This is a genomic window from uncultured Salinicola sp., from assembly GCF_937921195.1.
In the GTDB taxonomy this organism is placed as follows: domain Bacteria; phylum Pseudomonadota; class Gammaproteobacteria; order Pseudomonadales; family Halomonadaceae; genus Salinicola.
In genome coordinates, this window is record NZ_CALFQK010000161.1 from 1 (window position 1) to 15,850 (window position 15,850).

At 55.5% G+C, this 15,850-nt stretch carries 15 protein-coding genes and 1 pseudogene; 9 read left to right on the plus strand and 7 right to left on the minus strand.

Going from position 1 to position 15,850, the window contains the following annotated elements; translation table 11 throughout:
- Positions 1–119: 119 nt before the first annotated feature.
- The 5 genes from Q0602_RS18195 to Q0602_RS18215 all read right to left on the minus strand — a co-directional run bounded on the left by Q0602_RS18195 (position 120) and on the right by Q0602_RS18215 (position 4,738).
- Positions 120–1,748, minus strand: coding sequence for a phosphoethanolamine transferase (locus Q0602_RS18195; RefSeq protein WP_298846311.1), 1,629 nt, complete (start codon positions 1,746–1,748; stop codon positions 120–122).
- Positions 1,745–2,521 carry a phosphatase PAP2 family protein gene (locus Q0602_RS18200; RefSeq protein ID WP_239023902.1) on the minus strand — a complete coding sequence of 259 codons (777 nt, stop codon included), beginning with the start codon at positions 2,519–2,521 and terminating at the stop codon, positions 1,745–1,747. The genes Q0602_RS18195 and Q0602_RS18200 overlap by 4 nt, the downstream gene beginning before the upstream one ends.
- Complete coding sequence (locus Q0602_RS18205) at positions 2,506–2,862, minus strand: diacylglycerol kinase (protein ID WP_149437444.1); 357 nt, start codon at positions 2,860–2,862, stop codon at positions 2,506–2,508. Before Q0602_RS18205 ends, Q0602_RS18200 begins: the two co-directional genes overlap by 16 nt.
- Before the next feature lie 335 nt (positions 2,863–3,197).
- Positions 3,198–4,400, minus strand: coding sequence for a chromate efflux transporter (gene chrA / locus Q0602_RS18210; RefSeq protein WP_149437380.1), 1,203 nt, complete (start codon positions 4,398–4,400; stop codon positions 3,198–3,200).
- A 23-nt stretch (positions 4,401–4,423) separates the two neighbouring features.
- Entirely contained in the window at positions 4,424–4,738 is a 315-nt protein-coding gene (locus Q0602_RS18215) for a PadR family transcriptional regulator (RefSeq protein ID WP_087719879.1), read from the minus strand.
- Between the two features lie 106 nt (positions 4,739–4,844).
- Between Q0602_RS18215 and Q0602_RS18220 the strand changes: the two genes are divergently transcribed.
- The 9 genes from Q0602_RS18220 (at position 4,845) to Q0602_RS18260 (ending at position 13,351) form a co-directional block, all read left to right on the plus strand.
- Positions 4,845–5,321: a phosphatidylglycerophosphatase A gene (locus Q0602_RS18220; RefSeq protein ID WP_149437378.1), complete on the plus strand. Its 477-nt coding sequence runs from the start codon at positions 4,845–4,847 to the stop codon at positions 5,319–5,321.
- Positions 5,322–5,511: 190 nt separating this feature from the next.
- A complete protein-coding gene (locus Q0602_RS18225; protein ID WP_035476217.1) occupies positions 5,512–6,177 on the plus strand; it encodes a response regulator transcription factor in 666 nt (221 codons plus the stop codon).
- Complete coding sequence (locus Q0602_RS18230) at positions 6,164–7,471, plus strand: sensor histidine kinase (RefSeq protein WP_143543288.1); 1,308 nt, start codon at positions 6,164–6,166, stop codon at positions 7,469–7,471. The genes Q0602_RS18225 and Q0602_RS18230 overlap by 14 nt, the downstream gene beginning before the upstream one ends.
- A gap of 96 nt (positions 7,472–7,567) precedes the next feature.
- On the plus strand, positions 7,568–8,023 hold the full coding sequence (locus Q0602_RS18235; protein ID WP_081919659.1) for a DUF411 domain-containing protein: 456 nt from the start codon (positions 7,568–7,570) through the stop codon (positions 8,021–8,023).
- Positions 8,024–8,123: 100 nt separating this feature from the next.
- Positions 8,124–8,627: a plastocyanin/azurin family copper-binding protein gene (locus tag Q0602_RS18240; protein ID WP_035476223.1), complete on the plus strand. Its 504-nt coding sequence runs from the start codon at positions 8,124–8,126 to the stop codon at positions 8,625–8,627.
- Positions 8,628–8,690: 63 nt separating this feature from the next.
- Entirely contained in the window at positions 8,691–10,742 is a 2,052-nt protein-coding gene (locus Q0602_RS18245) for a copper resistance system multicopper oxidase (RefSeq protein ID WP_251929361.1), read from the plus strand.
- Positions 10,735–11,517: a copper resistance protein B gene (locus Q0602_RS18250; protein ID WP_051896465.1), complete on the plus strand. Its 783-nt coding sequence runs from the start codon at positions 10,735–10,737 to the stop codon at positions 11,515–11,517. The genes Q0602_RS18245 and Q0602_RS18250 overlap by 8 nt, the downstream gene beginning before the upstream one ends.
- Positions 11,518–11,548: 31 nt before the next feature.
- Positions 11,549–12,103 carry a cytochrome b/b6 domain-containing protein gene (locus tag Q0602_RS18255; protein ID WP_081919660.1) on the plus strand — a complete coding sequence of 185 codons (555 nt, stop codon included), beginning with the start codon at positions 11,549–11,551 and terminating at the stop codon, positions 12,101–12,103.
- An 834-nt stretch (positions 12,104–12,937) separates the two neighbouring features.
- A complete protein-coding gene (locus tag Q0602_RS18260; protein WP_149437372.1) occupies positions 12,938–13,351 on the plus strand; it encodes a hypothetical protein in 414 nt (137 codons plus the stop codon).
- A gap of 186 nt (positions 13,352–13,537) precedes the next feature.
- Here the strand turns inward: Q0602_RS18260 and Q0602_RS18265 are convergent.
- Both Q0602_RS18265 and egtB read right to left on the minus strand, forming a co-directional pair.
- A pseudogene (locus Q0602_RS18265) lies at positions 13,538–14,496 on the minus strand (L-histidine N(alpha)-methyltransferase).
- Positions 14,450–15,766, minus strand: a complete 1,317-nt coding sequence (gene egtB / locus Q0602_RS18270) for an ergothioneine biosynthesis protein EgtB (RefSeq protein ID WP_298846371.1) — start codon at positions 15,764–15,766, stop codon at positions 14,450–14,452. The pseudogene Q0602_RS18265 and the gene egtB overlap by 47 nt, the downstream one beginning before the upstream one ends.
- Between the last annotated feature and the right edge of the window lie 84 nt (positions 15,767–15,850).

Genomic DNA, 15,850 nt, shown 5'->3' on the forward strand with positions numbered 1-15,850 from the left:
ATCAGATTGATGGGGTGAAGGTGCCCCATCAACCATTAAATCCGTATACCCGAAATAATCCGGCGCTTACTGAGAGCGGGGAAAATGATACGAGCCCCTAGCGGGGCTCGTGTAGCACTTCAAGATGCTTGGCAGGAAGCCGCCATGTCGAGTTTGACGTCGTAAACATCAGTTTTGACTTGGGCCAAACCCAAGATCGTGTGGAACAGATTGGCGTGACTGTGATGAGATCCAGCCGCTTGCTGAATGCACCTGTAATCAATGCCTTCATCGTGCCGGATATTCTTGGAAAGCCACCAAATCATGGGAACATGCGTCTGCTCGTCAGGCGCGATCAGATAGGGCAACCCGTGGAGGTAAACACCATTTTCACCTAAGGATTCTCCGTGATCAGAAGCATACAACATCGTTGAATCATAGTTATCCTGCGTTTCCAGATAGTCAATGATTCCGGATAATACATGATCATTGTAAAAGATCGCATTATCGTAAGCATTCTTGATGCTTTGAACGTCACACTTACTTAAGTCATCCTGCTGACACACAGGAGTAAATTTTTCATAGACTTTAGGATAACGCTTATAATAGCTAGGCCCGTGATTGCCCATTTCGTGCAGAACGATGACGGTATTTTTCTTAAGCTCCTTGGTTCTCACCTGTAATTGTTCTCGGAGCGCATCGTCAAAGCATTCATCCTGGCCACACCCTGGTGTTTGGGTCGATGAATCTAGCTTGATACTGGGAATTCGATCACAAACACCCTTGCAGCCGGATTGATTATCGATCCACAGCACGTCGTAGCCGGCCATCTTCAGCACATCCAGTAGCGCCTCATGCTGGTCTATCGCACTTTCGTCGTAATTGTCTCTGCCCCAAGGTGAGAACATACACGGAACTGAAACGGCTGTACTCGTGCCACATGAGGTTACGTTGGAGTAGTTAACCAGATCCCGATTGGCAAGCTCAGGCGTCGTCTGTCGATCATAGCCGTTAAGCCCCCAGTTAGCGGCACGAGTAGTTTCTCCGACAACCATAACAATCAACTTTGGTCTATCACTGCCCTCGTAGGTCGCTTGGGCGGTCAAAGGGATCTTCGTCTCAACTTTATTTTTCTCGCTTGCTGTTAACACCCTAGCCAATGATACAACATAGTTCCCAGGAGTTAAAAGATATCTCATCTCCGGATTATTACGCATCTCCGAAGCAAAACTCTGATAAATGAGAAGCGCGCTGCCGATTAGCAGAACGACGCCCGACAAAAAATAACCGACCTTTCTGAAAACTGTGACTTTCCAACCACTCCTTACGACCTTGAATCTCAGCAAAATTAGAATAGGCAATCCCGCAAATATCAGCAGATGCTTAAAAAAGCCAGCCGTAATTAGCTCGCTTGCCTCATGAGAGTCAGTCTGAAGCGTATTCACCACCATAGTTGTATCGAAATACGTGTGATATGCGGAGGTAAAATAGCTGATGCTAGCGGCAACCAGCATTAATACTATCAACACTGGTTTTGCCGTGTATCGAGTCGCAAATAGCATATAAACGATGTACTGAACAAGAGTCATCAGTACACCGTATCCTATCAAGGTCAGCCACGACCCGGCTAAGGCCGGAGAATGCAAATCCAGCACCTTCTGCCAGAAGGCATTATTATAAAATAATGTGAATGCTACCGAGACAATTAGCGTCAACAGTTCTGGGCTTGCCGTGGGGCGACGGCTCAGTAAATTTATGAACTTGTTCATGCCCCCTCCTTTTTGACGTGATGAGTGGGGGCAATGACTGGTCGAGCGGCGTGGGACATCCACGCATTCACGAATTCGGACTGGGCGCTGAACTTCCTTAGCATCAGCCACCCCAAAATGGCGCTGCACGACCAGCAGATCATGAGCGTCGACAGATCGTGCGATAAGAAATGAGCGCCCCTGAGCTGTTGATCGATACCGAAAACCAAACCCATGCTCAGGCCTATCGCCAAGCCAACATACCTCCAACTCGGCGCCATTACGGCAAGAAGAAAATACAACGCAACCCAGCCATAGCCCGCACTAGCATGGCCCGCAGGAAAGCATGCCGTATCAGGCATGCCTGCTGGACGGCTTTCAAACAGACCGATAAAAGGAAGATCACCACCGTAGCGTGCAAGATCCCAAGGGCAATCCATGCTGATGGAGTTTTTGATGAGGCTTACAAGCACCGTGGATGAAGCCACGGAGGTGATGAGGTACAGCAAAGGTCGACGCCAATGGCCGAGGCTCTTTTTCATAAATGCCGTCACCGCAAATCCAATCAGCCCGGCTCCCATCAACTCGCTTAAAATTCGTCCATCGTCATGAAGAATGGATTTAGCGATAGCATTATCTTTCAGTAACCACTGACCGCCCTCCCAGTGGTAGAGATAATCAGCAATATAAAAATCTATGTCATAGAGCTGAAACAGCAGCATTAGCGCAATAAAAAAAAGCCATCCGTAAAACAATCGCAACAGATGGCTTTCGAATCCTACAGAAGTATGCATAGCCATACTCCTGCCATTAGGACCAGACTGACCAAGACCGCTGCCGATCCCATATCTTTTGCGCTACCGCTCAGCGGATGAAACTCTAGGCCGATTCGGTCCACGACTGCTTCTAACGCGGAATTTAGCAATTCAACAATGATGACCAGTATTGCGGTCCCAAAAAGCATAGCCCGCTCTAAACCGGAAACGTTAGCCATCAAAACCACAGGCAACAGCACCGCACACAATATGATTTCTTGCCGAAATGCCGCCTCCTGCTTCCATGCATGCCTGAGGCCGAATACGGAATATCTAGCTGCGTATAGGATCCTCGCAAGGCCTTTGCGAGAAGGAACCACAGAATGCTCTATCGTTGTCTTCACTTAAGACAGTCCCTCTGACGTCATATCGCCGGCGCACCAGAACTCGGGCCGACTTCAGATGGGCATATTGGGAGAGGTGCCTTAAGAAAAGATTATAATCACTGCACTATTTTTTTCCTTCACATAAGTGTTTTTTAAGCAATTTGGTATCTATCACAACAACCGTATAAAAACTTTGTCACCTTACCGAGGTTCGCAGTCATATAAACGGCATCTAGTGCTAGAAACACAACCCAAATTCACCTCTGACAAGTCACACCGCTTCATTAACTACCGATAAATCGGCGAAAAAACCTAAAGTGCAATGCTGACTATAGGGTGATTAGCACGCCTCCGCTTGAAAGGACCAAGACCACTATCCACGCTGGCAGTTTCCAGACGCTCAGCAGGAGGAAGCCGGTCAGCGCCAGAGCGAACTCACGGGGGCCGTGAATCGCACTGGTCCAGACTGGCTGGTAGAGGGCGGCGCCCAGAATGCCCACGACCGCCGCATTGGCCCCACGCATCATCGCTTGCGCGCTGTCCCAGCGCCGGAATCGGTTCCAATGGGGCAGTACCGCCACCAGCAGCAGCAATCCGGGCAGGAAAATCATCACCAGCGCCACGGCGGCGCCCGCCAAGCCGCCGGCGAGCGGCGTCATCAACGCGCCCAAATAGGAAGCAAAGGTGAATAGTGGCCCAGGTACGGCTTGGGCGGCTCCGTAGCCGGTCAGAAACTCGTCCGCGGCGACCCAGCCGGACTGCACCACCTCAGTCTCGAGAAGCGGCAACACAACGTGACCCCCCCCGAACACGAGAGCACCAGCGCGATAGAAAGCATCCATGACCGACAGTAAGGCGGTGGGAAAAGCCCAAGCCAGTAACGGCAAGCCGAGCAGAAGTGTGATGAAAGCGAACCCCGACAGATAACCGGCACGAGTAGACACCGGGAAAGTCAGATTTTGGACATCGGTTACGGCGTGAGTCCGACAAAGGATAATGCCTGCCGCCACCCCAATCATGATGGCGGCCACTTGTCCCGCTGGACCGCTCACCAACGCCACGGTGAACACGGCGGACAAGGCAATGCCGGCGCGCCGAGAATCGGGACAGAGACTGCGCGCCATTCCCCACACGGCGTTGGCGACCACGGCCACGGCCGTTATCTTTAGGCCGTGGATGATGCCTTGGCTGATGGGGCCATCAAGCACTTCAGCGCCCAGGGCGAACAACGCCAGCAAAATGGCCGAGGGCAGCGTGAAGGCCGTCCAAGCCGCCGCCGCGCCCCAGGGGCCGGCGCGCATCAGCCCTAAAGCGAATCCCACCTGACTACTGGCGGGCCCAGGTAGAAACTGGCAGAGCGTCACCAGGTCTGCGTACGCTTGTTCAGAAAGCCAGCGGCGTCGCTCTACGAACTCGCTGCGAAAGTAACCCAGGTGAGCGATGGGACCACCAAAGGAAGTCAAGCCCAGCAACAGAAAGGCCGCGAAGACCTCTCTAATAAGTCCGGCAGGGCGTGGTGTCTGATTCTCCATCCGGGCTCCTTGCCATGGCTCTCTTACAATGGACTGTCGTCTTTTAAGGCCTCGCCGGTCAGCTCTCTCAGCTGGCGTTTGGCCGTTTCAAGCCCTTCTCGACCTAGATCGGTCGCGCGATAGAACTTACGGCGAACGCTACCCTGATGCGCTTCGCGGGAGATCAGGTATCCCCTGTTCTCCATCGAGTGCAGCATGGGATAAAGAGTGCCGGGGCTCAGTCGATAGCCGTGACGCGCCAGCTCATCGATCATCCATTGTCCGTTGATTTCATGCTCGGCGGCATGGTGAAGGACGTGTAGTCTGACCAGGCCCACGAGCAAGTGATGATGCTTCATTGTATTGACTTCCGGTCTACCGAAAACGAAGATCGATATCGACTTTCGTTTTAGCAAGTCTTGCTCCTGATCGCAAGCCAACCCCCTCCTCTCATGGATTAGACAGATGTTGATAGAGAATGCGGTCTTGCTGGTAGCGACCGGCTTTGGCCTGGGATGGATATCCTGGGCACCGGGGACAATCGGGTCGCTGATCGGTGTGCCGTTGGCCTGGTGGCTGACACATCACTCGCCGCAACGCCGGGTTGTCATTCTGTCGGTACTGCTGGTCACGGCAGTGCCAATTTGTCATTGGGCTTCAATCTGGCTCGGCGGCGGAGATCTCTCCCAGATCGTCGCCGATGAGTACCTGGCGTTTCCGATCGCCATGCTCGGAATCACGGTGGCGCGCCGTGCCTGGACGATGGGAGTGGCGTTCGTGTTATATCGGCTGTTCGATGTCACCAAGCCATTGCCCATTGGCTATAGCGAAGCCATCGGTGGCGGCTTGGGTATCGTGCTGGATGACGTTATGGCGGCATTCTTTGCATGTATTGTGCTCTTTGTGGGGCTTACCCTGTGGCACCGATGGCATTCCAGGTGAAGCGATGATCCTGCCACCGTCACGCAAAAACCCGGTCGATCGAAATGCCTGAGATGTGGCTTCGGGGAGGCCTCAGTTGAATGAACACCGAATTGGGATAAATCACGATATCCGGCGCCTTCCGGATTTTCAGGAACCATTCAGGAACCGGCTGTATCTTCGGCAAACAGATTCAGTCTCTCGATGAGCCATGAGAATATTACTGGTAGAAGATGATGAGCTGTTGGCGGAAAGTTTGGCAGAGCTTCTAGATGATGCTGGCTACCGCACCGACATTTCACCTAGTAGCCGATCGGCGTCTGCGCTCTCGGCTAGCGAGGAGTACACGCTGGTCATTCTGGACCTTGGTTTGCCGGACGGCTCCGGGCTGAGTCTCCTCTCCGACTGGCGGGACGCTAAGTGGTCTGTGCCGATACTGATTCTGACCGCAAGAGATAGCTGGATGGATAAGGTCGAAGGGCTTCGCGCCGGCGCCGACGACTACCTCACCAAGCCTTATCATGAGGAAGAGTTGCTGGCGCGCCTGGAGGCCTTGTTGCGTCGTCGAGGTAGTCATTTTTCCTCCCTTCTGGAGATCAACAATCTTCGGCTCGATGAGGCACGCCAGCAGTTCAGTCTGGATCACCAGGAGTGGCAAACACTCACCTCCACCGAATTTCGGCTTCTGCGCTACCTGATGCGCCACCCTGATCGCGTTCACTCCAAGCGACACTTGCTCGAACAACTCTACGCGCTCGAGCAGGATGCTGCGGCTCCCAATCTCGTCGAGGTCTATATCGGCAGACTACGTCATCGGCTCGGACGTGAGCGCATCGTGACGCGCCGTGGTGAGGGGTACATGCTTGTCTCGGTTTAGCCGGCGAAGCCTACGCCTCCGGTTGCTGGGTAGCCTGGGCATTGCGGCGCTGATCGTCGTCGGGAGTACCTGGGTACTGCACGGACTGCTGCTGGACCAGTTGGCACGGAATTTTCTCGCCGATCGCTTACAGCAGGAATCCGAACTGGTCGTGCGCCGATTGCGCCTCGAGGGCCCGAGTGCCCTGTCGCTGCCACCTGATTCCAGCCCCGCCGAAACCTTTCACCACTTCTATCAGTTGCGGACCAACGGCCGTGTCTACGCGACTCACGATGCGCTCGAGACATTGCCGACCGGGGACACAGAAGGCGCGCAACTCTTGCAGTGGCGCGATCATCGACTGCTGCTGTGGCGAACCGGATTGATGCTTGCCGGCGAACCCGCCACATTGACGGTCGGCGAAGACTTCGCCGGCATCGAGCGAGGACTGACACGCCTTCACTGGTGGATCGGTGCAGCGGCCATGGTGCTGCTGTTGCTGTTGATACTGCTCAACCTGTTCGCGGTCAATCATGCTTTACGCCCGTTCGGTCGGCTATCGCGCCAGCTCATCGAGCTGCAACGCGGCGAGCGCCGCCGCCTGGACATCAAAACCGTCTCCGAGCTGAAAGCCCCCATCGCTCAACTCAATACCCTTCTCGACGAACATGAACGTCGTCAGCAGCGCTCGCGGGAGTCACTGGCCAACCTTTCTCACGCGATCAGGACGCCACTAACGGCGGTCATGCAAGCCCTTCGCTCAAAACGAGCCCTGGATGATCAACGTCGTAAGCAGATTCTGGCTCGTCTCGACGACATCGATGAAAAACTGGAGAGCGAACTACGCCATTCGCGTATCGCCGGCCAGTCTACAGGACAGCAACATACCGGCATGGCAGAAGTCATTTCCATGCTGGAAATGTTTCGTACCCTCTACCCCGATCGCATCTTCGTTCTCGATGACACCGCCGTCGTCGATTTCCGGATACCGCTGGAGCGTCAGGACGGCATGGAGATGCTCGGTATCGTGCTCGACAATGCCGGTAAATGGGCGCGCCAACGCGTCGAGCTTACGCTACTTCCCAAGCCCTGTTGCCTAAGGCTCGAGGATGATGGCCCGGGGGTTCCGGATATCATGCTCGAGCGCCTTGGCCAGCGAGGCGTCAGGCTTGATGAACAACATCGTGGCCACGGCCTGGGGCTCTCCATTCTGTCACAGCTCACCGAACGCTACGGCGGTCGTGTGACCTATGGCCGTTCACGACTGGGCGGGCTGCGGGTCGAAATCACGTTACACCCTGGCTCGGCACCGTGAAGATACTTTTCTCGTTTTGGCGGATCCATTCAGCCTCTTTTCAGCTTACCCACGTTTACTGTTGGCGAAGGCTCATGAACGCTCCGGAGATTCGTCATGCCAAGCAGAAACATCGCATTGTTGTTATCCGCAACATTCATGCTGGGTGCCCAAGTGGCCCACGCTTCACTGCCCGACCAGGCGACACTCTATAAAAGCCCTTCCTGCGGTTGCTGTGCCGCTTACGGCGATTATCTGAAGGAACGTGGTGTCGATGTCAAAGTCGTGGAAACCACCAACCTCGGCGAAATCAAAGAACGCCTTGACCTTCCTCATGGACTCGGGAGCTGCCACACCCTCGAGATGGGGGGCTACGTTGTCGAGGGCCATGTCCCCGGCGCAGCGCTCGATCGGCTTTTTGCCGAACGTCCAAGCGTTCGCGGTATAGCCCTGCCCGGCATGCCGGCTGGCACACCGGGGATGCCCGGCGATCAGGCTCGGGCCTTGAACGTGCATCAGTTCGACGATAACGAAACTCAAGTGTTCATGACCCTGCCGATATCGGCAGGTTGATTCTGGCACCCGGCAATCTGGTTTTGGTATCCGCCGGCCTCGATCAGCGGGCGAAAACATCATTTTTAAATATCCTTTCTCATAACAGCGGAGCTTTTTGATGAAATTCCTGTTCTTGCTTTTCACCTTGACTGCCGTCAGCGCCTCAGCCTTGGCAGATACCGGCCACGGTCAGTCACACCAAAGTGAGCCCGCGCCCAGCCGAACGATCGATATTCAGGCCGGAAGCATGTGGTTCGACGCCGACAAACTGCAGATTGAACCCGGTAAGACGGTACGTTTTCGGATCGAAAACGTATCCATGATTCCCCACGAATTTTCTATCGGCAGCGGCCGCATGCAGCAGATGCATCGAGAAATGATGCAACAGGGCGGAGACCATCACGGCGCTGAAGGCAGCGATAAGATGATGGGCGATCATCACAACGGCATGATGGATCACGGTGAGACCCAAAGCGCAGCCGTCACCATAGCGCCGGGCGAGACCGAGACACTGATCTGGACCGCACCCGAGCAGGGCGACGTCATCGAGTACGCGTGCTTCCTTCCCGGTCATTACGAAGCCGGGATGAAAGGAACCGTCACCTTGAATTCGAACGCTTGAACCTTGGTCATGCGCACCGCACGCGCTCTTAGGTGATCTCACGCACGTTGGGGAATGAAATCCATGAAACATCGCTCGATCGATAATGATCGTCGTCGACTTCTGATCGCACTGGCCGGAACCGGCGCCCTAGCAGGATTGGAGTCACTGCTACCCAGCTATGCCCGAGGCGAGGCGCTCTCTTCGCAGAGTGGGGTCGCGGCGCTGGTTGCGGGCGGCTCGCCCCGCCCTGTCTCGCTGGATCTCGACGTGCGTCGAGAACGGGTTGCCATCGCCGGTGGCCTTGGCAGCGGCATCACCATCAATCGTTCGATTCCCGCGCCGCTAATCGAACTATGGGAGGGGCAAACCGCACGCCTGCGCATTCACAACCATCTCGATGAAGATACCTCTATTCATTGGCATGGTTTGCTCTTGCCGTTCGAGATGGATGGCGTGCCAGGTGTGTCGTTCCCCGGCATCGCACCTGGCGAAAGTTTTGAGGCGGCATTCCCCGTGCGCCAGAGCGGCACCTATTGGTATCACAGTCACTCCGGCATGCAGGAGCAGATCGGTCTGACCGGCCCGCTCGTCGTGCACCCTGCAGCCCCCCATCGGATACAGGCCGATCGCGAATACGTGATCATGCTCAACGACTGGACCTTTGAAGATCCACATAGAGTGATGGCACGGCTGAAAAGTCAAAGCGACTACTACAACTACAACGAACGCACGGCAGGCGATTTTTTCGAGGCCGTGGAGAAGCATGGTTGGAAAGCCACGCTACAAGACCGTCTGGCGTGGAACAATATGCGCATGAGTCCCAGAGACATTGCCGATGTGACAGGGTCGACGTACACCTACTTGATGAACGGCCGTCATCCGGCGGCTGGCTGGGAAGGACTCTTTCAACCGGAAGAGAGGATACGGCTGCGGGTTATCAATGCCTCGGCAATGACCTACTTTAACTTCCGCATTCCCGGCCTGGCCATGACAGTGGTAGGTGCTGACGGTGAGGAAGTGGAGCCGGTAGAAACCGACGAGTTTCAGATCGGTGTCGCAGAAACCTATGACGTTATCATCGAGCCGCGAGCAGACACTGCCTACACGCTGATGGCGGAATCAATGGACCGCAGTGGTTTCGCCTTGGGCACTTTGGCGCCTCGCGCTGGCATGCGCGCGGCGGTACCCCCGTTGAGAGAGCCACCGCAGCGCACGATGGTGGATATGGGTATGGATATGTCGCACGGCGCCATGGGCGGCATGGCCGCCGGTGAGATGAGTGGCATGAGCGATGGCAGCATGTCGATGAACCACGGCTCCATGAATGGCATGAGCGATGGTGGCATGTCGGGTATGAATCACGGCTCCAGGAATGGCATGGGCGATGGCAATATGTCGGGTATGAACCACGGCTCCATGAATGGCATGAACGATGGCAGTATGTCGGGTAGGAACCACGGCTCCATGAATGGCATGGGCGCTGGCAGCATGTCGGGCATGAATCACGCCGGCGGCAACCACAACGCCATGGCCGGAATGGGCGGAATGGGCGGAATGGGCGGAATGGGCGCAGAGGATGCCGGCCCGGTCGTGTCACGCCATGAGCAAGGCGGCCACGGACCCGGCAACATCAACGTCGCCGAGCTGCAGCGCAACCGGCTCGGTGAACGTGGGACCGGTCTCGAGACTGTCGATCATCGCGTGCTCACCTATAGTCAGCTACGCAACATCAAGCCCATGCGCGACCGACGCCCGCCGTCACGTACGATCGAACTGCACCTGACCGGCAATATGGATCGCTACATGTGGTCATTCGACGGCGTGAAGTATTCCGACGCCGAGCCAATCGACATCGTGCTGGGAGACCGTATTCGTCTGGTGCTGGTCAACGACACCATGATGGAGCATCCCATCCACCTACATGGCATGTTTATGGAGCTGGAGAACGGACAGGGGGAACACCTACCGTTCAAACACACGCTCAGCGTCCTGCCGGCCTCGCGTGCGTCATTACTTCTCACTGCAGATGAACCGGGTCGCTGGGCTTTCCACTGCCATTTGTTGTACCACATGGATGCCGGGATGTTCCGGGTAGTCAGAGTCGCTCCGGCGGAGGCGTTCGACAATGTTTAACAGCAAATTCACCTGTTGCGGAACACTCCTCCTCGCGGCTCTATGCTTGCCAGTCGCCGCTATCGCCGACAACCATGGCCGTGCCAATGTGGACGAAGTCGTCCCCGGCGGGCCTCTGAACGCCCACAGCGGCTCTCCCGCCGAGTGGAACGAACCGGTACATGATGACGCGCTGTTCAGCCAGATACTCCTGGATCGGTTCGAGTATCGCGACACAAACGGCGCCCCCAACGCCTGGCTGTGGGATGCCCAAGGCTGGATTGGAAACGACATCGACCGTTTCTGGTGGAAAAGCGAAGGAGAAGGGCCAACCAATGGAGGAGGTCCCGAAAGCAGCGATCTCCAGTTGCTCTATAGTCGCGCGATAAGCCCGTTCTGGAACTTGCAGACGGGCGTGCGTCAAAGCTTCAATCCGGACCCTGATCGACGCTTCGCGGTCGTTGGCTTTCAGGGGCTGGCACCTTTGATGATGGAAACCGACACTGCGTTATTCGTCAGTGACGAGGGTGATGTCAGCGCAAGCACCGAATTCGAATATGAAATGCTCATCACTCAACGACTGATTCTTCAGCCTCGGCTGGAGCTCTCGGCATCGCTTCAAGATGTGCCGGAATATGACCTGGAGCAAGGCCTCAACAGCAGCGAGGTCGGGCTGAGGCTAAGTTATAGCCTGATACGGGAGATCAGCCCTTACGTGGGGATCAGTCATGAACGCAATTACGACGAGGATGAATCGACTACTGCATGGGTAGTGGGTCTGCGAGCCTGGTACTGAGTCTCTGCTGTGGGGAGGAGGAAGCATCACGATGGCATTTTTACCCGTGAAGGACACACCTGATCGCTACGGCAGAATCAGCCGATGGTTACACTGGGGAATCGGCGCGCTGCTGCTTTGGCAACTTGGCGGGATGGCAGCAAAAATATTATGGGGACACCCACAGTGGGTACAAGCCTGGCTTTCGACCCATCAACCCCTGGGCACGCTGTTGATGGGCTTGATTGTACTTCGCGCACTTTGGGCACTGTTCAACTTACGCCACCGCCCAGCTCACGTCGGCAAGTTAGCCAAAATCGCGACTTTGTCGCACTTATTGCTCTATCTGCTAATGCTGGGAATACCGGCTCTCGGGCTCTACATGACCTGGCTCGGTGGTCAGCCCTTCGCACCTTTCGGCATACCTTTATTCGACGGCGGAAGCACCCAAGGTCCTCGGATGATGCAGGCTCGCCAGTGGCATGTCTGGCTTGGCTGGACCCTGCTGGTGCTGATTGTCGGTCATGCCGGTATGGCACTGCTTTGGCACGGCCTGATACGCCGGGATGGTACTCTTAGCCGCATAGCCGGGCCCCGGCGCCGCTGATCTAGCGTCAGTTCGAAGCAAGATTTCGAAGATATTCGGATGAAATAATTGGTAGAGCTCCCTGTTTCCAATCTTTTGATCCTCTTGAAGAGTCGATGGATCGGACCGAAAATACTTGTCGGACTCAGGGAGACTCATGCAGGAAACCATGAATGCCGTCTCATCGTCATAGGTGTGACGTATCCATCATGGTTTGAGTGATTCTAGTCGGTGTCCTTTATAATTCGATAGTTTGCATATGGATCCCGTGCGATCGTGTTAGACAATGCGGCCTTTCCCGATCCTTATGTTCGTCAAAATGCAGGACAAATGCAGCTATAATTCGGAAATTGGAGGACTCACTCGCCAAACAAGCTAACCAGTGCCGCTCTGCTGGTCGGTTCTTCAAGATTTATTTGCTGGCAACACGGCATCCCCTACCCTCTACCGGCCACCGGCTACCGGCTACCGGCTATAGAAATATCATTTCCTATGCACCAAACCTTTTCAGTCATTTTAAACACCGTTAGTGGTCTGAATCTTCAAGCAGATTCGAGAAACGTTCGAAATACAGAGAGGCTATAAAGAAACAGAGTTTAACATAAGTGGTGCTATCATAGGTCGGACGAGGTGTCGTGGCATGAACATCTGAAGACCTATCTAATTTGGTGAAAGGATTGCAATGTGATAGAACAAGCAGAACCGCAAAGAAAACATTCACTTAGTGCAATTGACTTACGCCACCCCATTACCAGATTCGCTTTTCAAGTTTATCCATCAATATTCGTATCGCTTTCAGCTCCAGTTCAGATTCGTCGCACATACTTAGGCTGTACCAACTTTTAGGAGATTGTCATGAACCGTGGAATTCAAGCATTGACCTTAGCGCTTGCCGTGGCTATCACTGCACCCGCCTTTGCTGCTCCGGGACATCAAGATACAGCGAACAAGATATTACAAGAAGGTATCTCTTCTACCCAGCAGTTAGCGAGCACCTCCGTTCGCTACCAAGTCCCGGTTGATCGGGCTGGTAAGCTTTACTTAAGCAGCGAACACCTTGCCAGCGATTCAGGCCAATCAATGGCAATCGAAGCTGCATTATACAACTCTGCTGATCAGCTACTAGCTAGCGACACCGACAACAGTGGACACTTCATGATCACCGAGGACGTAACACCGGGGCAGTACTACCTTGAGATAAAAGGTTCTGCACTGGGCAGTGTCAACGAGTCAAACAGTCGTTACAACATACACATGGGATTTGAATAGCCACAAAAAATAATTAAATCAACGCACCAGGCCCTAAACAAAGGGCCTGGCTGTCACGTTTTTGGAAAATGCTTTTGCAAAATAATAGTTAAAAAAAGAACCTATGTACGTGATTCAGCCTTAAAAACAGTAGACCAAGCTCTTTCCACCTAATGAACACTAAACAGAGCGGCATCATCGACCCACTCAGCTCTCGCTTGAAAAGCCCGCACGCCCAACTAAAACCTGGAATCCCTCGATCGTGTATTTATAGGAATTCTCGGTATGTTGCGTCTCTCCAGCCTCGAAACGGAAAATTTCGTCGACCACCTCGATCTTCTGGGCAATATCGCTGACCAAGTGCATCTCGGTACGCGATTGCGCTTCGCTGTAAAACGCCATAGGCGAAAATGAACTGCGGATCGAGATCGGCCTCAAATTCGCGGCACGGCCGCTCGAGCAGATTGAAGTTGAGGGCCGCCGTCACCCCGCTACATCGTTGTAAGCAGCATTGAGGATTGTGGCGTCCTTGATCAGGTCGACGCCGATCAGCAAACCGCTATCCCCAGGCAGCATTGAGTGCAGGCTGTGCAGAAATGGCTCCGTTTCCTGCAGTGTGAAGTTACCGATGCTCGAGCCGGGAAAGAAAGCTACCGGATGATCGCACGCCAGCCCCTTGGGCATCGCCACGCGCTGCGAAAAGTCAGCATAAGCAGCATGAAGGATAGTCAGCGACGAGACATCGCGTACTATCCAGCAGGAAATCACGGGTAATATCCATACCCAGATAGCTCGTCGGTCGCACCGTCTCGAACAACAGGCGGACATTGCGGCTCGCTTCGCTACCCAGTTCGATCAGCGTGGCATCCCGGCCTACCACATTGGCGATGTCATCGGCGGCATCGCGCAGGATCGCTTCCTCCGTGTGTGGGATAATACTCAGGCTGTTCGCAGATCTGGTCAAACAGCTCCGAACCACGCCGATCGTATAACACTAGGGTGATGCCATCTTGGGGGCCGACCTCAGGCCTCGAAGCAACTCGTCGCGTAGCGATTTGAAGGCAACCGGAGGTTGCTGATCGTGGAAACGCACGGCTGTTGCCGTGTTCGACATTATGGTCACGCCTCTCTTGCCAGGCGAAATCCCGAGAATGCCCAGCGGGCATGAGGCGGGAAGAAGTTGCGATAGGTGACGCGGATGTGATCGGCCGGCGTCGCACAACAGCCGCCTCTCAACACCATCTGGCCGGACATGAACTTGCCGTTGTATTCCCCCAGACTGCCCGGCAACTTGCGAAACCCCGGATAGGGGCGATAGGCGCTGCCCGTCCACTCCCAGACATCGCCGAACATTTGTCCTGGCACTTCCGCTGGCTGCACGGCCGCGACCGGCTGCAGATGGTCCTGCTCGACGAAGTTCCCCTGCCCGAAGTTGCCCTGAATGGCGGCATCATGGGCCACCGTCTCCCACTCGGCCTCGGTGGGCAGGCGGGCACCGGCCCACTGTGCATAGGCATCGGCCTCGAAGAAGCTGACATGGCAGACCGGCGCGTTCATGTCGACCGGTACCAGGCCGCCCAGAGTGTAGTGGTGCCAGACACCGTCGCGCTCGACCCAGTAGAGCGGCGCCTGCCAGCCTTCGGCCTCGACCGTGGCCCAGCCGTCCGACAGCCAGTGCTCGGGCTTGTCGTATCCACCTGCCTGCATGAACGCGAGAAACTCGCCGTTGGTCACCGGGCGGTCGGCGATCTGGAATGCCTCGACGAACTGGCGGTGGCGCCCCATCTCGTTGTCATAGGCAAAGCCCTCCTTGGTTTCGTCGTGGCCGATGTAGCGAACGCCGGCCGGGTAGGCATGCCAGCCGAGCGCAGCGACGTCATGCGCGAGCGTCGGCGCCAGGTCGTTCCGGTAGGCCGGGCACAACGGGTTCTGGGCCAGGATGTGCTTGATATCCATCAGCAGCAGCTCCTGATGCTGCTGTTCGTGCGGCAGGCCCAGCTCGAGACGTCGGAGAATCTCCTGGAGATGTTCCTGCGGTGGATCGCTGAGCAGCGCTTCCATGGCCCGGTCGACGTGAGCGCGATAGCGATAGACATCGTCCACGGTCGGCCTCGAGATCATGCCGCGTTCGGGCCGGGGGAACGGCGTGCCGTGGGTCACGTAATAGGAGTTGAAGAGGTGATCGTACGCGGGGTCGAGGGTCTGGTAGGCGGGCAGGAACGGTTTCAGGATGAAGGCTTCGAAAAACCAGCTGACATGGGCGATGTGCCATTTCGGCGGGCTGACATCCGGCATGCTCTGCACCATGTAGTCTTCCTTGTGCAGAGGCGCACAGATGGCCTCGGTGGCGGCACGAATCCGCTGGTACGCGCGCAGCCACTCCTTGGCGTGCAGGTTGTCTGGCGTTTCGATGGCCAAACCTTGAGCAGGTGACATAAATGACTCCTTTCTCAGTATCACTCCATTGACGTGGATCCGGCAGGCCAGGCCCGCCGGGGCCTACAGGGCAAAGCGTATCGA

What these genes read in the sequence shown, in the direction of transcription:
- Q0602_RS18250 (WP_051896465.1), top strand. Translation starts at nt 10,735, where the DNA reads ATGTTTAACAGCAAATTCACCTGTTGCGGAACACTCCTCCTCGCGGCT.
- Q0602_RS18240 (WP_035476223.1), top strand. Translation starts at nt 8,124, where the DNA reads ATGAAATTCCTGTTCTTGCTTTTCACCTTGACTGCCGTCAGCGCCTCA.
- Q0602_RS18255 (WP_081919660.1), top strand. Translation starts at nt 11,549, where the DNA reads ATGGCATTTTTACCCGTGAAGGACACACCTGATCGCTACGGCAGAATC.
- Q0602_RS18220 (WP_149437378.1), top strand. Translation starts at nt 4,845, where the DNA reads ATGTTGATAGAGAATGCGGTCTTGCTGGTAGCGACCGGCTTTGGCCTG.
- Q0602_RS18195 (WP_298846311.1), bottom strand. Translation starts at nt 1,748, where the DNA reads ATGAACAAGTTCATAAATTTACTGAGCCGTCGCCCCACGGCAAGCCCA.
- Q0602_RS18245 (WP_251929361.1), top strand. Translation starts at nt 8,691, where the DNA reads ATGAAACATCGCTCGATCGATAATGATCGTCGTCGACTTCTGATCGCA.
- Q0602_RS18235 (WP_081919659.1), top strand. Translation starts at nt 7,568, where the DNA reads ATGCCAAGCAGAAACATCGCATTGTTGTTATCCGCAACATTCATGCTG.
- egtB (WP_298846371.1), bottom strand. Translation starts at nt 15,766, where the DNA reads ATGTCACCTGCTCAAGGTTTGGCCATCGAAACGCCAGACAACCTGCAC.
- Q0602_RS18260 (WP_149437372.1), top strand. Translation starts at nt 12,938, where the DNA reads ATGAACCGTGGAATTCAAGCATTGACCTTAGCGCTTGCCGTGGCTATC.
- Q0602_RS18215 (WP_087719879.1), bottom strand. Translation starts at nt 4,738, where the DNA reads ATGAAGCATCATCACTTGCTCGTGGGCCTGGTCAGACTACACGTCCTT.
- Q0602_RS18225 (WP_035476217.1), top strand. Translation starts at nt 5,512, where the DNA reads ATGAGAATATTACTGGTAGAAGATGATGAGCTGTTGGCGGAAAGTTTG.
- Q0602_RS18200 (WP_239023902.1), bottom strand. Translation starts at nt 2,521, where the DNA reads ATGCATACTTCTGTAGGATTCGAAAGCCATCTGTTGCGATTGTTTTAC.
- chrA (WP_149437380.1), bottom strand. Translation starts at nt 4,400, where the DNA reads ATGGAGAATCAGACACCACGCCCTGCCGGACTTATTAGAGAGGTCTTC.